A 17,697-nucleotide genomic window follows, 5' to 3' on the forward strand; every position below is an offset into this window, starting at 1 on the left:
TATAAAACAATACATCATGATTAAAAATTATTTCAAAATAGCATGGAGGAACCTCATGAAGCATAAGGTGTTTTCTCTAATAAATATTATTGGATTAACCATTGGTTTAAGTGCGTCGTTTGTCATTGGATTAATGATTTATTACGATGCTACCTTCGATACATTTCATAAAGATGAGGAACGTATTTATAGAGTCGTTACAGATTTAAGTAGTCCAGAAGCTAGTTTTTCTATTCCTGGAGTCACGCTAGCATTGGAAGATGCCATTACTGAGGATTCAAATTTTGAAACCGTTAGTGGCTTTTATATTGAACGACCTTTTAAAGTTGAAAACAGAGAATTAAGTTCAGAATTTAAATGGCCCAACTTCGTCATTTTTGCAGATGCTGATTATTTTAAGATTTTCGATTATAAATTTTTAGCTGGTAATACATCTGAAATTTTAGCGAGTCCTAATAATGTTATTCTTACTGAAAATCGAGCAGCTGATTATTTTCCAAATACAAAACCTTCAGATATTATTGGAAAAACCTTAGTTTACAATGATTCACTTCATATAACGGTTACAGGAATTGTTGAGAATTTTAAAGAACGAACAGATTTTGTGTTTGAAGAATTTATCTCGCATTCTACCATTTTACAAACGCGATTAAGAGAGAATTTCCTCAATAAAAACTGGAATAACACCAACGATGCGTCTCAGCTTTTTGTAAAGGTGACGCCAAATGCCGACTTATCAGCGATACAAAATCGTTTGGATGATTTAGCAAAGGAGCACCAAGATGAGGAATCTAAAAAATATGGAGATGAACAACAATTTACGTTGCAACCATTAGGAGATATTCACTTCAACGAAAAGTATGGTATTTACGATTGGTCTAAAGGCCAGGCCAGTAAATCACTACTTACTAATCTCGCTTTGGTGGCGATATTTTTATTGGTGTTAGGTTGTATCAACTTTATAAATCTTAATACAGCGCAAGCTTCTCAACGTGCTAAAGAAATAGGAATCCGTAAAACATTAGGAAGCTCTAGAAAACAACTCATTGGTCAATTTATGGGTGAAACATTTTTATTGGTTTTGGTGTCTGCAGTATTATCACTATTACTTTCTAGATGGTTGATTAATGTATTTTCCGATTTTGTGCCAGAAGGTTTAAGTTATGAGCTGATGAAATCACCTATAATCATTCTTGGTATTACTATTCTATTACTTTTAGTGACATTTTTATCGGGTTTTTATCCCGCATTAGTACTTTCAAAATTTAACACGGTTTCCGTTTTAAAAAATCATTTAGCTGTCGGAAATAAAAAGGTGAAACTACGTAAATTCTTAACGGTTTTTCAGTTTTCTATTGCTCAAGTATTTGTAATTGCGACGTTGTTGGTTGGTCAACAAATAAATTTTCTTTTAGAAACAGATATGGGTTTTAAAACGGATGCTATTGTGTCCGTTTATAGCCCAAGAGCGGAACGCGAAATTTCTAAAAAAGAGCTTTATGCTGAGAAATTAAGAGCTATTCCTGAAATTAAAGCGATTAGTATTGGAGGTAATGCACCTGCATCTATTTCTACTAATAGTTCTTCGGTTGCCTATAACAATGGTGATAATGAGGTTAATTTTGACTTGCAATTTATTTATGGAGACGTCAATTACGCTAAGCTGTTTGAGTTAGATCTAATAGCAGGAAGAACCATCAGAAATGATACCGTAAAGGAGCTAGTGATTAATGAGATGTGTAGAAAAAGACTTGGTTTTAAAAGTCCCGACGAAGCTATTGGGAAAATAGTTTTATTAGGTGATCAAAGTGTGCCTATAGTCGGAGTTATGGCAGATTTTTTCCAACGTTCATTGCGAAGCGCTATTAAACCCATGGCATATAGAGGAGATTGGTATCAACCAGATTGGAGTCAGTTTCAAGCCGTTCATATTGCTTTTCAAAATGAATCATCAGCAGATTTTAATGGAACACTTTCAAAAATTAAAAATGCTTACAAAACAGTCTATACTGAGACCGATGATTATCGGGTAGAGTTTTTAGATGAAACCATCCAGAAGTTTTATAATCGGGAGCAAAAGATGTCTACACTTTTAAATTGGGCAACTGGCTTGTCTATTCTCATTAGCTGTTTAGGCTTATTGGGTCTTGTCATTTATACCACAAATCGACGTGTAAAAGAAATCGGAGTCCGCAAAGTTTTAGGAGCGTCATTATTTCAAATTAACATAATCTTATGTAAAGAATTCTTAATCTTGGTTGCGATTGCTTTTGTAATTGCGGCACCAATTGCTTGGTATGGCATTAATAACTGGTTGCAAGATTTTGCCTATAAAACGAGTATAAGTTTTTGGATATTCTTGATGAGCGGAATGGCTATGATTTTCTTTGCCTTATTAGTCATCAGTGTAAAGACACTTCAGGCTGCAAATGCCAATCCTGTAGATTCTTTACGTTCAGAATAAAGTGTTCGATTACGAACAAATAGTGTACTAAAAGCGAACACTATTTAATTTTGAATTAAAGCTAGTTTATTGATAAATAGTATTTTAAGGTTTTGGCATCATCTTCACTATATAATGAGTAGAAGTAATTAATTCAGTCAAAAAACAGTATGATTTTAAATTATATAAAAATAGCATTCCGGACTTTACGTAAAAATAAAGGGTATAGCTTTCTGAATATTTTCGGATTAGCCATAGGAATTACGTGTGCCAGTTTAATCTTTCTATGGGTTGAAGATGAGTTGAGTTTTGATTCTGGTTTTGCAAAACAAGACCAAGTTTACTATGTACCAACGCATCAAGAATATGATGGTGAATGGAGAACGTTCAATTCTACACCAGGACCATTTGCGGAAGCTATGAAAACGGAAATTCCAGGAATTGTTAAGGCATCGCGTACTAAACATAGAGACTTTTTATTTGCGGTACATGATAATGCCATTAATAGCGGTGGACGTTTTGTAGATGAAGATTTTATTGAGATTTTTAGTTTAAAGTTTGTAGAAGGAAATGCTAAAGACGCCTTTAAGAATCCGGAAGCTATCGTTATTACTAAAGAAACTGCTGAACAGCTTTATGGCGAAAACACCAAAGTATTAGGCAAAGTCTTAACCATAGACAATAAAGATCAATACCTCATAACTGGAGTCATTGAGAATTTTCCGAAAAACGTGACGTTTCCTGTCAACTGGATTGCGCCATTTGAGCGTTGGAGCAATGATAAAGAATGGACCAATGAATATGGTAGCTTCTTTGCAGATACTTTTTTAGAATTATCGCCAGAAGCCGATTTTAATGGCGTTGATGCTCAAGTAAGACATTTATTAGAGAAAAAAACAGGAGATAGTGACTCAAAAGCATTTTTACATTCCATAAAAGATTGGCATTTAAGAGATCATTTTGAAAATGGAAAGCAAGTTGGTGGACGCATAGATTCGGTGAGATTATTTACCATTATTGCTTTAATTATCTTACTCATTGCGTGTATTAACTTTATGAATTTATCCACAGCGCGAAGCGAAAAACGTGCCAACGAAGTTGGAGTTCGAAAAGCCATGGGCTCTGGTCGTACACGATTAATTTTTCAATTTATTTCTGAAGCTTTGATTCTCGCTTTTATGGCAACTATAGTGAATGTATTATTGCTTTTTATATTATTGCCACAATTCAATTTGCTCATAGAGAAAGATTTAGTTTTAGGATTGGCTAAGCCATTACATATTGTCTTTTTGTTAGGAATTACGCTAGTGTGCGGCATCTTTGCAGGACTGTATCCGGCTTTTTATCTATCCTCATTTAAGCCTGTTGAGGTTTTAAAAGGTTTAAAAGTCACACAAGGTTCTGCAAATTATATACGGAAAGGGCTCGTTGTTGGGCAGTTTACAATTTCAATCGTTTTTATCATTTGTACGATTCTAGTATATCAACAACTTCAACATATAAAAAACAGAGATTTAGGTTTTGATAAAGACCAGTTGATTTCATTGAATGTCAATGGGTCGATGATTGAAAAATTTGATATCATTAAACAGGATTTAATACATACAGGAGCGGTTTCAAGCGTCGGTTTAAATAATTCAGGGATTTTAAATGGAGGTAATAATGGTTCTAACTTAACATGGACAGGAGGCACAAATACAGAAGACGTCTTAATTTTCTTTAGATATGTCAGTTCCGATTTCTTGGAAACTGCAGGTATGGAAATCGTTGAAGGTCGTGGGTTTTATGAAAACATGGCAAAAGACAGTGCGAGTGTTTTAATTACAGAATCGTTTGCTAAACTAATGGGACAAGGCAGTGCTATTGGTAAAAAAATAGATAGAGGAGATGTATATACGGTTGTTGGCGTTGTAAAAGATTACCTCTTTGATGACATGTACGGGCAAAGTGATCCTGTGCTGTTTTTTAATTACCATGGTGAAGCGAGTTATATGTATTTAAAAACAAATCCTAAAATAGGAACTAGCGATGTGCTATCTAAAATTGAAGCGGTAATGAAAAAACACAATCCAGCGTTTCCTTTTGAATACAGCTTTGTAGATGATGCTTTTAATGCCAAATTTAAAAGTGAGCAGCTCGTTGGAAAGTTATCTCAACTCTTTGCTTTATTAGCCATTCTTATTTCTTGTTTGGGACTTTTTGGATTGGCGGCTTATACCGCAGAGCAGCGGAGTAAAGAAATTGGAGTTCGTAAAGTTTTAGGTGCAAGTGTTGCAGGTATTGTAAAATTATTATCTAAAGACTTTTTAAAACTCGTTGGTCTTGCCATTGTAATTGCCATTCCTATAGCTTGGTACATTATGGATAATTGGCTAGGAAATTATGCATATCGCATAGAAATGAATTGGTGGATTTTTGTTATGGCTGGTGTTGTTGCTATTGTAATTGCGATGGTAACAGTAAGCTTTCAGGCTGTAAAAGCAGCATTGGCAAATCCTGTAGATAGTTTAAAAACCGAATAAAAAACAAGTATTATGATACGTAGTTATATAAAAATTGCTTGGAGAAGTTTAAAGACGAATCGTTTATTTTCAATTGTAAATATTTTAGGGCTTTCCATTGGTTTAGCCACAACATTGGTTCTGTTTTTATTTATTTTACACGAACGTAGTTTTGATTCCATGTACGCCAACAAGGATAAAATCTATCGTGTACTTCTTAATACAACAGAAGATGATCTTGAAACTTGGACAGGTTCTCCTTCAGCAGTCGCACTAGAGTTGGAAGCAAATATTCCTGATATTGCAGAAGCAGGACGACTACTCAAACACGATTTTGGAGGGACAGCTTTTATTAAAGCCAGTAACGAGGTGTTTACTGAGAAAAAATTATTTTGGTCTGATGCTTCTGTATTAGATATGTTTGATGTTGAAATTGTTAAAGGAGAAGGTTCAGAAGTTCTCAAGACTCCAAATACGGTTTTACTTTCAGAAAGCACTGCGAAACGGTATTTTGGAAATGAAAATCCAATAGGAAAGACTTTAACCATAGATGATGTAGATGTTGTTGAGGTGAGAGGTATATTTAAGGATTTTCCTGAAAATAGTTCGTTAGATTTTAACGTGGTTGCTCCATTTTTAATGCAAAATGCAGCAAAAAATCCCACTTGGGATAATGCGAGTTTTGAAACCTTCTTGCGCTTTAATTCAGCGTCACCAAATGTGGCTAATGTTGAAGCTAAAATTCAAGATATTCTAGATAAAAATGTTAAAAAGGATGACCAATGGTACAACTTTTCGCTTCAGCCTTTAGAAGAAATTCATTTGTATTCTTCAACATATAAGGATAGTTATATTGAGCGAAATGGTGATATCAATCAGATTAGAAATTTAACGGCTTTAGCGATTTTAATTTTAATAATTGCTTGTATTAATTACATGAATTTAATTACAGCACGTTCTCAAAAACGTGCCACAGATGTCGGTATTAATAAAACGCTTGGAGCATCTGTTAGAGATATCATTGTTAGATTCTATATTGAAACAGGTTTAATTACTGCAATTGCCATGATTTTAGGAGGTGTGCTTGCGGTTGTCGCATTACCCGTCTTTAATGATATTGCAGGAAAAGAACTCGATATTTCATCACTTTTTTCTATTGAAATCATTATCTTTTTAGTCTTAATCTGGTTCGTAACAAGTCTTATTTCAGGATCCTATCCAGCATTATATTTATCACGATTCTCGCCTAAAGAAGTCCTTAAACCATCCACTAATAAAGGAGGTGTCGCAAGTGTTATAAGAAAGGGATTGGTTGTGGTTCAGTTCTCAGCATCAGTTGTTCTAATTATTGGAGTGATTGTGATTCATCAGCAACTAGAGTACATTCAGAATAAAAGTTTAGGCTATAATCCTGAAAATGTAATGGCTATTTCAACATCTGCAATTCGCGGAGGACAAGCTAATCAGGCTTTAGTAAATGCTTTTAAAAAATTACCAAATGTTTCAGTTGTAGGGAGATCTCAAGGTTATCCTGGTATGGGAGTTAGTGGGAGAAGTATTAATAAACCAAATACGGACGAAACCATGGGGATTTCAACAAATACTTCTGAGCGTGAAGTGGCGGATGTATTACAGCTTAAGCTTTTGGCAGGTCAGTTGTTGCCTAAAAATAAACAGGCAGGTGATACCTTAGTTGAGGTTGTGGTGAACAAAACTACAGTTGACTTTTTAGGATTATCGCCAGAGGAAGCTATTGGAAAAAAAGTAGCGATGCAATTAGGTAATAATGCTTATATACATGGAGTTGTAGAGGATTTTAATTTTGCGTCATTGCATAATCCAATTGGTGCTTATGCGTTTCATAACTCAAACAGAGAACCAAAATCGTACTTGTTAATTCGATTTACAAATGAAGTTTTATCTGAAACGATTTCAAATTTTGAAAACACATTTAAAAACATAGCACCAAACTCTGCCTTTGAATATACCTTTTTAGATAAGAATCTAGAATTACTATATGAGAAAGAACAACGTACAGCAAATGTCGGATTGTTATTTTCAATTTTGGCAGTCATTGTAGCTTGTTTGGGTTTATTTGGCTTAGCAGCTTATATGGCAGAACAACGTCATAAAGAAATTGGAATACGGAAAGTTTTTGGAGCAAGCGTCCCAAGAATCGTACAGTTACTCTCTATGGATTTTATGAGATTGGTATTAATTTCTTTAGTGATTAGTTTTCCGTTAGCATTCTATTTTATGAATCAATGGTTACAAGATTTTGCTTATCGTGTTACTATTAGCTGGACAGTTTTTGCAATTGCTGGTGCATTAGCGTTGATGATCACATTTGTTACGGTCGGATATCAAGCGGTTAAAGCAGCAGTGGCAAATCCTATAAAAAGTTTAAGAACAGAATAATTTTATAAAAATAAAACATGAAAAATTTAAAATATAGCTTAGTCATACTATTGGTTTGTATGAGCCAAATTACACAGGCACAAACAAAGAAGCCTGTTGAGTCCTTTAATAAGGTCATTATAAGTCCACATATAGAAACCACATTTGTTCAAGGAGATGAAGAATCTGTAACTATATTAGACAGCACAGAACCAGAAGACAAAATAAACATTGAAGTTAAAGGGGGAACACTTCGCGTGTACTTAGATGATGCGAAAGAAACTACTAAAAACGAAAGTATTACAAAAGATGGTATGAAGATGAAAGTGCCAATCTATAAAGGAAAAGTACTAACCATTCTAGTTACCTACAAAAATATTAATGCATTGTCTTTAAGAGGAGAACAACGCACGCTGTGTAAGAGTTTGATTGATGAAAAAAAGTTTACGCTGAATATTTATGGTGAATCACAAGTCACGTTTAACGATGTTAATTTTGAAACGTTTAACGTAGATATTTATGGAGAAAGTCAGTTAACAATTATTAAGGGAACTATAACAAAACAAAATATTACGGATTATGGAGCAAGTAGTATTAATCTTGTTGAGATAAATAATAAGATTTCAAAATTGAAAGCTTATGGTGAAGCTGTATTTAAAATTCAAGCTTCAGAACAGATTAAATTTACAGCTTATGGCGAAGCTACATTACGATATAAAGGAAATGCTGAGGTGAATAAAGGCTTGAGTTTTGGAGACTCAGAAATTACACGAATTGATTAAATTATAAACACTATAAGATTTTCCTAAAATAGTCTTAGTTAGATGGTCCCCTCGAGATAACTTTAGGGGTGTTTTTGAGGATAATGCATTATACACAAGTAACCAAAGAATACAATAGTTAACACATCAATAAAAATGAAAAACACACTATTAAGTCTAAACGAAGCCACCAGAACCGTAAACTCAGGAAGCAATAAAGTCACATTACTAGATAATATCAATTTTAATGTAGAGGAAGGCGAATTCATTTCACTTATGGGACCATCTGGTTCTGGGAAATCTACTTTGTTGAATTGCATTGGCCTGTTAGATCATTTCACAGATGGAGGCTATACCTTTTTGGGAGAACCTGTGCATAGCATGAAAGAAAAAACAGATCCAAATTGTATAAAGAGTATATCGGATTTGTATTTCAGGCCTATCATCTTATAGACGAATTAACAGTTTATGAAAATATTGAAACCCCTTTACTCTATAAAAACGTAAAATCTTCTGAACGCAAAGCGATGGTGGCCGATATGTTAGATCGTTTTAATATCGTTGGGAAGAAAGATTTATTCCCTATTCAATTAAGCGGTGGTCAACAGCAATTAGTTGGTATTGCGAGAGCATTAATAGGAAAGCCAAAGTTGATCTTAGCAGATGAGCCAACAGGTAATTTGAATTCGAAACAAAGCGAAGAAATTATGGAGCTCTTTGCGCAATTAAATAAAGAAGGAGTCACCATAATCCAAGCCACACATTCTGAAAGTAATGCCGCTTATGGCTCTCGAATTATTAATCTGCTAGACGGAAAAATAGTCTAATTATTCATAAACAGAAAGGCATTTCGATAACGTTGCGTCGCTTCGAGTGAAATTTTCGTTTTTTAGAAAATTTTGTATCGAGAAGTAATATGTAGATATAAGATTCTCGATACATGTCTCGCTCACTCGAAACACTCGAATTGACGATGCTGTAGGATTAATTGTTCTGCACCTAAATAATTAAAAAGAAACAAATCATGACACATAAACTTGCAATATTAATCATCATTCTAGTGATGAGCTGGGCTAGTTTTTCTCAAAGTGAAATAAACAAAAGTTATACTTTAGACGAATGCATTGCAGTCGCAATAGAGCATAATCTCGATTTAAAATCTACCAATTTACAAGCCAATTCAGCAAAAGTAAATTACCAACAGTCTAAAGCTAATTTGCTGCCAAGTCTTAATGGAAACTTTAGTTTGGGTGTTAATGATGGAAGAAGTATCGATCCATTTACCAACGCTTATATCAATCAAGAATTAACCTTTTCAAACTTAGGATTAAGTTTGGATATGACTATTTTCAATGGCTTTCGATTATTAAATTCGGCCAAACAAGAGCGATTGAATAAAAAGGCGTCTGAGTTAGAAATTGAAGCCGCGCAACAAGATTTAATATTAAATGTAACCTTAGCATATCTTCAAGTTTTAAATGCTAGAGATGTTTTAGAATTAACTAAAGCACGATTAGAAACAACGAAACAACAACTTAAAATTCAACAAGATTTTTACGACAATGAATCTGGAAATCCAGCGGATTATGCTGATATTTTAGGACAGGTTGCTAGTGATGAAACTAGTGTTTTATCTTCTGAAAGTAGCTTAAATAATGCCAAACTGAACTTAGCACAATTAATGAATTTAAAAGAAAACGTCAATCTAGCGACAGATGGATTAATTCTAGATTTTGAAAAATACAATTTAAGTTCGGATGCCGTTTTTGAAGAAGCTATTCAAAATTTAGCCACATTTAAAGCTAAGGAATTACGTATTGAAGCTGCTAAAAAAGGTGTCAGTATTGCTAAGTCTCAATTCACACCTGAAATATCGCTTTTTGGTGGTATCAATACCAATTACTCTAGTGCAGCAGAACTGTTTACTTCAACGGGGACAAGCATTGTGGGGAGGAGTGATTTTGTTACGGTTGATGGTCAAGATTTACCAATTATGACGGAGCAAACCAATTTTGCTTCAAAACGTATTGGTTACAAAGATCAATTAGATAACAATTTAAATACTGTGGTTGGTGTTGCCGTTAATGTGCCATTGTTCAATGGATTTAGAGCTAAAAATAATGTGGCATTAGAAAAAATTAGAGTAGAGGAGTCCATCATAGAATTAGAGCGTACACATGTAGATATAAAAAATGCAATTGCTCAGGTTTATTTTGATATGGAAGCTGTTTATAACCGTCATCAAAGTATAGAAAAACAAGTGAAGGCTTACCAAGAATCGTATCGAATTAATGATATACGTTTTAAAAATGGAGTGTCTAATTTCTTAAATTATATAACAAGTAAGAACAATTTAGATAATGCCAAAGTGAATCTCGCTAATGCGAAATACGAATACTTATTGCGTGTAAAAGTTCTAGATTATTACAGAGGAACTAATTTATTTTGATTAGTTGAAGTCGTTCAACTTTTTAACTTCAGACTAAAGAAGATACATTTAATGGCTTTTGAGTTAATGCGTTTGGTGTTAAAGAATTTACTTTATAATTCATTAACAGGAATGACATCATGTACTACAGAAAAAAGCATGGCAGAGGCTTTCGATATGTCGATAGCACTGATAAAACTATAAAAGATAAAGATTTAAAAGAATGGTTTAAATCGCTGGTTATTCCTCCGGCATGGACAACAGTGGAAATTGATTCCAAAAAATCAGCTAAGATTTTGGCGACAGGTAGAGACGATAAAAACAGAAAACAATACATCTATAATCCGAAATATAGAGAAAAACAAGATCAGGAAAAGTTTGACCGCATCCTAAAGTTTGCTAGCGAGCTAGAGCACATGCGACGTGTTACAGGTCAGCATCTTCGCAAGCGGAAATTGGTTAAGGAAAAAGTGCTAGCGTGTATGGTTCGCCTTTTAGAAGCGGCTTATTTTCGCCCAGGAAGTGATCGTTATTCCAAAGAAAATAGAAGTTATGGTTTAACTACGATGAGAAGTAAACACTTGCAGATTGATGGAAATGAGTTGATTTTTCATTACATCGGAAAGTCTGGTAAAGAACAAGAACGACATATTGTAGATAAAAAATTGGCGAAAATAGTACAAGAAATCGACGACTTACCGGGATACGAAATATTCAAATTTATTGATGAAGACGGTATAAAACAAGACGTGAAGAGCGATCATCTCAATGCGTATATTAGGGATGTGATGGGGGACGAATTTTCAGCCAAAGATTTTAGAACATGGGCAGGAACTGTAATTGCGGCTATGGCATTAGATGAGATTGGCTATTCTAAAGAGCAAGATCAAAAAGAACTGGATAGTAATATTCGCAATGCTGTTATAAAGGTTAGTGAAAGGTTAGGGAATACGCCTTCGGTAGCACGTAGTTCTTATATAGATCCACGTGTCATTGATGAATATATTGACGGCAAAACCATTAATTATTTTCAAAAGGAAATTTTTCGACTTTTGAAGGTCAATGAAAACCTTTCAAGAGAAGAAATCGGTGTGTTATGTATGTTGAAAAAGAAATTAAAATAAATGGTTAATTCCAACTGAGATCACTTCGTTCTTGCCAATAGTCTTTTGGATCTACAGCAAACGATTTTAGTTTTGATATGTCGTCCGCATCAAGTTTAAAATTTAAAGCTTTCAAATTTTGTTGAAGCTGATTCGTGCTCGACGCACCACTTAATATGATGCTTGGCTCTAAACTGTCCATAATAAAACGAATGGCAATAGCATCTGTGCCAACATTGTATTTTGTAGAAAGCGTTTCTAGATACGTATAGGCTTCATGGTATTCTTCAAATTTCTCATTTCTAAATATGCGTCCATTAGCTAGAGCTTCTTTGATAATAATAGTTTTTCCTTTGGCTAATAATTGTTTTAAAATTTCAAGCGTAGATTGTTCAAATATATTGAAGGTGACTTGATAGCTATCAAATAAATCTTCACCATCAAAAGTTACTTTTAGAGCATCTTCTATAATTCTTACCTGCTCAGTTCCGCTAGAAGATATTCCGATTTTAAGTTGATGCTCTTGTTTTAAGTCGTTTAATCTAGAGAGTACAGCATCATTTGTTAAAACACCACTATCCAAAGTTGCAGAATGAATTTGATAGATTTTTAAATTAGGTAATAAAGCTTTTGAAACCTCCCATTGTGCATTCAATTTCTCTATAGAATGTTCTTTAATTTCATGTTTACCTGAAAATCCGACTTCCCAATTCGCAACATAGGTATACCCAAATTTAGTAGAAAGATGAACATCTTTGTGGTTTCTAGAGTCATTCCAATCTTGTAAAAATTGTTCGCCCAAACCATAAGAAGGAGCCACATCAAAATCTCGAATTCCTAAGGCGTAGCTTTCATCTAAAACCTTTAAAGCATTTGCCTTAAAACTCTCAATAGACTTATCTATGTTTTGCTCTGGTCTTATGTTTATATAATCTGGTCTGCCCAAAGCGGCTAAGCCTAATCCAATTTTTGTGTTGCTCATCTGTTAATTATTCTGATCTCTATTGTATTGTTTTGGGAATAAAGTCTGTATCAATATGATTTGAAAAATCCTCTAATAAGAGCCTCAATTTAGGATTTATAAAGCGTTCGCAAAAAGGTTTTTCAGGATTTTTTTGATAATAATTCTGAATGGCTTCTCGAGACGCTTTAAATTCTGAAAACGGATATACTTCAGTAATTAATTTATTTTCAAATTCAGGTTGAAACGTCTGAAGTAGGGTTTTGGCTTCTGCTTTTTGAGCCTTCGAAAAATAATAGATGGCAGAACGGTATTTGTCTCGCATAGAATGTGCAGATGTACTTTGGTGAGTGCGTAAATGAATTTCAATTAAAACCTGAAGTGAAATACTCTCAGAATTATAATGTAAAATAACAGCTTCAGAAAAGGAGCTATTTTCTTCGGTAGAAGCGATAAAACCTTGTTCTACATTATATACGCCTTTCAAAGATTGAAATACAGCTTCGGTACACCAATGGCAGCCACCTCCAAATGCTATTTTAGTTGGTCTATCCATTTATTTAATTCAGCGTCTGGTGGATTTCGTAATTTTTTAGTGCCTAGTGTGATGGTTGGGAAATTAAGTTTTTTTGTGGTGTATAAGTTCCTTAATTCTTCAGCATAATCTTCATTGATGTCAACATCTAAAAACGAATACTGTAAGCCACTTTCATTCAAAACCTTTATATAATGTTGAGTTTTATGGCATCGCGATGTGCCGTATAACTTGATTTTTAAATTAGAAGACATTTTTTATTCGCGTTCTTTTCTTTGATTTAAAAAAGCAACTCTCAGAAGAAAGTAGCTCTCATTATGTGTTTTATGATTATTTCAACTTATCTGAATGAAGCGCTCTTAGCTTCGCTAGTTTTGGATCTATTACAAAACTACAATAGCCATATTCTGGATTGCTTTCATAAAAATCTTGATGCTCTTTTTCTGCTTCATAAAAAACAGGAGCAGCAGATAATTCGGTGACAATAGGTTGTTCATAATACGGCATCATCTCTTTAAGTACAAGGTCTGCAATTTCTTTCTGTTTATCACCATGGTAATAAATCACAGAACGGTATTGTGTTCCGCGATCGGCTCCTTGTTGATTAAGCGTTGTAGGATCGTGTGTGGTCATAAAAATGACTAGAATATCTTCGTAGCTAATCACGTTAGCATCAAAAGTAACTTGTACAACTTCAGCATGCCCCGTTAAACCAGAACAAATTTCTCTATATGTAGGTCTTCCAGGAACAGTTCCACCAGAATATCCAGATATGACTTCTTCTACACCTTTTACTTCCTGAAAAACAGCTTCTGTACACCAAAAACAGCCTCCGCCAACGGTTGCTATTTGTAAATTTTTAGTCGTCATTAGGCAATCTCCTTATCTAAAATCATGGATTCTGAATTCACGCAATAGCGCAATCCACTAGGTTCGGGTCCATCTGGGAATACATGTCCTAAATGTCCATCGCAAGTATTACACATCACTTCCACGCGTACCATTCCGAAAGTAGTATCTTTTTCGTATTTAATAGCGTTTTCTTTTATGGGTTGTGTAAAACTCGGCCAACCTGTGCTTGAGCTAAATTTTATGGTAGAATCAAACAAAGGAGTGTTGCAGCAAACGCAATTGTACTTGCCTTCGTCATAAGCAGTACAAAGCTCACCAGTGTGTGCGCGTTCTGTGCCTTTATGTCTCGTAATTCTGAATTGCTCAGGAGTTAATTGAGCCCTCCATTCTGCTTCTGTTTTTTCAACTCGTTTATCTGGAGTTGGATTTCCTTTTACGGAAAAGTTGATGACTTCTTTCCAAGTTAACATAGTTAATGGTCCTTTGTTATTATAATTGATTTGTCTATCTATTTTCAAGATAAAGGTAGTCGAAATGTTTTTCAATGTCTTACAGTTATAAAATTATAAGTGCGTTACCTAGGTATCTTTCTAAATTTACAGCTTACAATTAATTATTCACGTTAAGTTTTTCTTAAATACTCCGGAAATTTTCGGTTTCATTCTTTATTCTGTCTTATAAATAATAGTTTTGTAGCTTAAATAAATGAAAACAAGAAGTATGAGCTTAGTAAAAGAAAATGACACAGTAAAAGTACATTACACAGGGAAATTAAAAAACGGACAAATTTTTGACAGTTCTTTAGAGCGTGAGCCATTAGAGTTTACCTTAGGTAAAGGCATGTTGATTCCTGGTTTTGAAAGTGCAGTTATTGATATGAAAGTGAATGACAAAAAAACGGTAGATATTCCTGTAACTGAAGCTTATGGTGAGGTAAAACAAGAATTATTTCATAAAGTAGATAATGCACAACTTCCGGAAGACGTTAAGCCAGAAATTGGTTTAGGTTTAGTATCTAAAGATGCACAAGGTAACGAGCACCCTTTTAAAATTATAGAAGTTAATGATGACCATATCGTTGTAGATGGAAATCATCCATTAGCAGGACAAGAGTTAGTATTTGATCTAGAATTAGTAGAGATTAAATAAGTGTCAGTCTGAGCGCAGTCGAAGACCTGAAAATTACTTTTAGTGGTAATTCGAATGCACCCAATGTGACAAAATAAAAAAACCTGTAAAGTTCAACTTTACAGGTTTTTTATTAAAAATCAAGGGCAAAAAGGCTATTTACTTTATAATATTTGCGTCACACCAAGCATCGTATGCGGTTTGAAGTTCTTTAACTATTTCAGGATGTTGCGCTGAAACATCATGGCGTTCTCCAGGATCAGCTTCAATATCAAATAATTTGATAGTTAAATCATCTCTAATTGGAGCAATATACTGTGCCGATGGTTCACTCTTCCAGTGGTTTTCTTTGGCGTTCGTTATTTTCCATTTCCCTTGTCGTGCAGCCCAAGTTTTTTGCCATTTCCAAACTAATAAACGATCTTCGTTTGGTTCAAGTAAACTGATGCCATCAATGTGTTTATCAGTTATTGTAATTCCTGCTGCGTTTGTTAATGTCGGTAAAATATCTAATGCAGAGACGTAACGTTTTTCGATTTTACCAGCTTCCACATGCCCAGGCCAACTTACTGCCATTGGTACCCTGATGCCGCCTTCCCAAAGAGAGTATTTGCCACCTGTTAGTGGTGCGTTATTTGCTCCTGTAAGTGGAGAGCCTCCATTGTCTGAAACAAATACAACTAAGGTGTTTTTACCTAATCCGGTTTCGTTTAACGCATCTAAAACACGACCAATATTATCATCTAAACAATTCAAATTGGCTAAATAGTATTTTCGTAAGTCCTCTGTGTTTATCGCGCCAACTCTAGAGTATTTATCATAGTACGCTGAGTAACTTCCTGGTTTATGATTTCCAAACTCTTCTAAGTTATCAGGATCGTAGTTAGGAATCTCTTTAACATTAAACTTATCTAAATATTTTTTTGGTACTTCGTGAATTAAATGATGAACAGCACTGTAAGATAGTGTTAAAAAGAAAGGCTTGTCGTGTTTACGTTTTAGATACTCAATAGACTCGTCCGTTAAAATATCAGTAAGATAACCCTCTTCGTAACTTTTTTCTCCCATATTATGCATTAAAGGTCCCAGTAAAGCACTAGTGCCATAAGGATCTGGAGTGCGGTCTTTGATACTTTGAGAATTTAACCAATAATCGTGAGCGTGTGCAGAAAACCCTAAAAACTCATCATAACCATGTTGTAATGGATATTCTCTAACATCATTTTTATGAAAATTTTGACCTAAGTCATTTTTGCCAATACGCGCTGTGTGGTAGCCTGCTTCTTTTAAGTATTCAGGAATTGTTTTTACGTCGTCTGGTAACCCTGGTCCCCAACTTGCGGGTTTATCCCAACGAAACTGGTTTTTTCCTGTAATAATTCCTGCTCTAGATGGACTACAAACAGGAGCTGTAACGTAAGCCTGTGAGTAAACCGTACCAGATTTTCCTAATCGTGCGATATTTGGACTAGAAACGGAGGTGTCAAAATTGTCGAAAGGTGAAAAATCCGCATAACCTTGGTCATCAATAACAATTAAAAGAATGTTCGGTTTTTCATTCTGAATTACGATGTCTTCTGAAGAGGTTTCGCTTTTCTTCTTTTCTGAATGACATGAAAATAATAAAGCAAAAACTAGTAATGCTGCGACGTGTTTCATTTTAAAAGCTGTTTAGGTTAATTCAAGTTTATAAGCCATCTACAATCGTGACTTTGATTTCTTTTTCTTCTAATTTCTTTCTTTTTATATCAGAAATACCGCTGTCTGTGATAATTTCATCCACACGTGAAAGGTCACATATGCGAGCAAAACTCTTTTTTCCGAATTTTGAAGAATCCGCTAAAACAATCACTTTTTGAGCCGCATTTAGCATTTTCTTGTTTAATTCCGCTTCTTCTAGGTTTGTAGTAGAAAGTCCGTATTCTAAATCAATGCCATCAACACCTAAAAACAATTTACTACAAGACACATTTTGTAAAATATATTCCGCATAATTTCCAATAACAGAAGCAGAGCTGTGTCTTATATAGCCGCCAAGTTGAAGGATTTCAATATTCTTATCGTGTATAAGGTGCAGAACCACATGAAGCGAAGACGTAATTACTGTCAGTTTGTTTTTGGGTTGAATGTATTTTGAAAAGGCTTGAACGGTTGTTCCTGACGCTATTAAAATAGAGTCGTTTTCAACAATGCGACTTGCGGCCATTTGTGCAATACCATTTTTCTCTTCTACTGAGATTTTCTCTTTGTCTAAAACCGTACGTTCATTAATGTATGGGTTTTCTAAAGAAGCTCCACCATGAGTTCTGTGGAGCAAACCTTTTTGTTCTAGAAGTTTTAAATCTTTTCTAATGGTTACTGCAGAAACATTTAAAATCTCACATAAGTCTAAAACTTCAAGATGTTTTTCTTTCTCTAACCTGTCTAATATGTCTTGATGTCTCTTCATGTATTGAATTTTGATGCGATGTAATTTTTGATAATGATAAGGCTTGAAAACAAACAAATATAATAAAACGAAACAAAATGAAGTTGGTGTTATTCGATAATCTTCATTATTATCAAAATATAAGTTTCATTTTGTTTCA

General features: G+C 34.3%; 14 protein-coding genes and 1 pseudogene. 8 read left to right on the forward strand and 7 right to left on the reverse strand.

The genetic code is table 11. The annotated features are described in order from the left end of the window. Positions 1-16: 16 nt before the first annotated feature. The 7 genes and pseudogenes from ADIWIN_RS05260 (at position 17) to ADIWIN_RS05290 (ending at position 11,654) form a co-directional block, all read left to right on the forward strand. Positions 17-2,464: an ABC transporter permease gene (locus tag ADIWIN_RS05260; protein WP_020895464.1), complete on the forward strand. Its 2,448-nt coding sequence runs from the start codon at positions 17-19 to the stop codon at positions 2,462-2,464. Positions 2,465-2,613: 149 nt separating this feature from the next. Further along, positions 2,614-4,965, forward strand: coding sequence for an ABC transporter permease (locus ADIWIN_RS05265; RefSeq protein ID WP_020895465.1), 2,352 nt, complete (start codon positions 2,614-2,616; stop codon positions 4,963-4,965). A 12-nt stretch (positions 4,966-4,977) separates the two neighbouring features. Beyond that, positions 4,978-7,362 carry an ABC transporter permease gene (locus tag ADIWIN_RS05270; protein WP_020895466.1) on the forward strand — a complete coding sequence of 795 codons (2,385 nt, stop codon included), beginning with the start codon at positions 4,978-4,980 and terminating at the stop codon, positions 7,360-7,362. A gap of 17 nt (positions 7,363-7,379) precedes the next feature. Next, positions 7,380-8,123, forward strand: a complete 744-nt coding sequence (locus ADIWIN_RS05275) for a head GIN domain-containing protein (RefSeq protein ID WP_040756597.1) — start codon at positions 7,380-7,382, stop codon at positions 8,121-8,123. 135 nt (positions 8,124-8,258) lie between these two features. Next, positions 8,259-8,929 (forward strand): annotated as a pseudogene (locus ADIWIN_RS05280) (ABC transporter ATP-binding protein). Between the two features lie 197 nt (positions 8,930-9,126). Further along, positions 9,127-10,551, forward strand: coding sequence for a TolC family protein (locus ADIWIN_RS05285; protein ID WP_020895470.1), 1,425 nt, complete (start codon positions 9,127-9,129; stop codon positions 10,549-10,551). A 119-nt stretch (positions 10,552-10,670) separates the two neighbouring features. Further along, a complete protein-coding gene (locus ADIWIN_RS05290) occupies positions 10,671-11,654 on the forward strand; it encodes a DNA topoisomerase IB (RefSeq protein ID WP_040756598.1) in 984 nt (327 codons plus the stop codon). Positions 11,655-11,658: 4 nt separating this feature from the next. Here ADIWIN_RS05290 and ADIWIN_RS05295 read toward each other — a convergent pair whose 3' ends face one another. The 5 genes from ADIWIN_RS05295 to msrB all read right to left on the reverse strand — a co-directional run bounded on the left by ADIWIN_RS05295 (position 11,659) and on the right by msrB (position 14,451). After that, positions 11,659-12,615 (reverse strand): aldo/keto reductase, encoded by a 957-nt coding sequence (locus ADIWIN_RS05295; RefSeq protein WP_020895473.1) that lies wholly within the window; start codon positions 12,613-12,615, stop codon positions 11,659-11,661. 19 nt (positions 12,616-12,634) lie between these two features. Continuing rightward, the gene (locus ADIWIN_RS05300; RefSeq protein WP_020895474.1) at positions 12,635-13,150 is read right to left on the reverse strand and encodes a peptide-methionine (S)-S-oxide reductase; all 516 of its coding nucleotides are present in this window, start codon (positions 13,148-13,150) and stop codon (positions 12,635-12,637) included. After that, positions 13,129-13,383, reverse strand: coding sequence for a glutaredoxin family protein (locus tag ADIWIN_RS05305; RefSeq protein WP_040756599.1), 255 nt, complete (start codon positions 13,381-13,383; stop codon positions 13,129-13,131). The genes ADIWIN_RS05300 and ADIWIN_RS05305 overlap by 22 nt, the downstream gene beginning before the upstream one ends. A 76-nt stretch (positions 13,384-13,459) precedes the next feature. Next, the gene (msrA, locus tag ADIWIN_RS05310) at positions 13,460-13,999 is read right to left on the reverse strand and encodes a peptide-methionine (S)-S-oxide reductase MsrA (RefSeq protein WP_020895476.1); all 540 of its coding nucleotides are present in this window, start codon (positions 13,997-13,999) and stop codon (positions 13,460-13,462) included. Continuing rightward, complete coding sequence (msrB, locus tag ADIWIN_RS05315) at positions 13,999-14,451, reverse strand: peptide-methionine (R)-S-oxide reductase MsrB (protein WP_020895477.1); 453 nt, start codon at positions 14,449-14,451, stop codon at positions 13,999-14,001. Before msrB ends, msrA begins: the two co-directional genes overlap by 1 nt. A 250-nt stretch (positions 14,452-14,701) precedes the next feature. On the opposite strand from msrB, the gene ADIWIN_RS05320 reads away from it, so the two are divergent. Further along, complete coding sequence (locus ADIWIN_RS05320; protein ID WP_020895478.1) at positions 14,702-15,130, forward strand: FKBP-type peptidyl-prolyl cis-trans isomerase; 429 nt, start codon at positions 14,702-14,704, stop codon at positions 15,128-15,130. A gap of 138 nt (positions 15,131-15,268) precedes the next feature. On the opposite strand, the gene ADIWIN_RS05325 is transcribed toward ADIWIN_RS05320, so the two are convergent. Further along, entirely contained in the window at positions 15,269-16,768 is a 1,500-nt protein-coding gene (locus tag ADIWIN_RS05325; RefSeq protein WP_020895479.1) for a sulfatase family protein, read from the reverse strand. Positions 16,769-16,796: 28 nt separating this feature from the next. Beyond that, positions 16,797-17,558 carry a DeoR/GlpR family DNA-binding transcription regulator gene (locus ADIWIN_RS05330; protein ID WP_020895480.1) on the reverse strand — a complete coding sequence of 254 codons (762 nt, stop codon included), beginning with the start codon at positions 17,556-17,558 and terminating at the stop codon, positions 16,797-16,799. Positions 17,559-17,697: the final 139 nt, after the last annotated feature.

The organism is Winogradskyella psychrotolerans RS-3, from assembly GCF_000427335.1.
Lineage (GTDB): Bacteria > Bacteroidota > Bacteroidia > Flavobacteriales > Flavobacteriaceae > Winogradskyella > Winogradskyella psychrotolerans.

Coding starts and splice junctions, on each gene's coding strand:
- ADIWIN_RS05320 (WP_020895478.1), top strand. CDS start 14,702: ATGAGCTTAGTAAAAGAAAATGACACAGTAAAAGTACATTACACAGGG.
- msrA (WP_020895476.1), bottom strand. CDS start 13,999: ATGACGACTAAAAATTTACAAATAGCAACCGTTGGCGGAGGCTGTTTT.
- ADIWIN_RS05290 (WP_040756598.1), top strand. CDS start 10,671: ATGTACTACAGAAAAAAGCATGGCAGAGGCTTTCGATATGTCGATAGC.
- ADIWIN_RS05275 (WP_040756597.1), top strand. CDS start 7,380: ATGAAAAATTTAAAATATAGCTTAGTCATACTATTGGTTTGTATGAGC.
- ADIWIN_RS05300 (WP_020895474.1), bottom strand. CDS start 13,150: ATGGATAGACCAACTAAAATAGCATTTGGAGGTGGCTGCCATTGGTGT.
- ADIWIN_RS05285 (WP_020895470.1), top strand. CDS start 9,127: ATGACACATAAACTTGCAATATTAATCATCATTCTAGTGATGAGCTGG.
- ADIWIN_RS05330 (WP_020895480.1), bottom strand. CDS start 17,558: ATGAAGAGACATCAAGACATATTAGACAGGTTAGAGAAAGAAAAACAT.
- ADIWIN_RS05295 (WP_020895473.1), bottom strand. CDS start 12,615: ATGAGCAACACAAAAATTGGATTAGGCTTAGCCGCTTTGGGCAGACCA.
- ADIWIN_RS05305 (WP_040756599.1), bottom strand. CDS start 13,383: ATGTCTTCTAATTTAAAAATCAAGTTATACGGCACATCGCGATGCCAT.
- ADIWIN_RS05325 (WP_020895479.1), bottom strand. CDS start 16,768: ATGAAACACGTCGCAGCATTACTAGTTTTTGCTTTATTATTTTCATGT.
- ADIWIN_RS05265 (WP_020895465.1), top strand. CDS start 2,614: ATGATTTTAAATTATATAAAAATAGCATTCCGGACTTTACGTAAAAAT.
- ADIWIN_RS05270 (WP_020895466.1), top strand. CDS start 4,978: ATGATACGTAGTTATATAAAAATTGCTTGGAGAAGTTTAAAGACGAAT.
- ADIWIN_RS05260 (WP_020895464.1), top strand. CDS start 17: ATGATTAAAAATTATTTCAAAATAGCATGGAGGAACCTCATGAAGCAT.
- msrB (WP_020895477.1), bottom strand. CDS start 14,451: ATGTTAACTTGGAAAGAAGTCATCAACTTTTCCGTAAAAGGAAATCCA.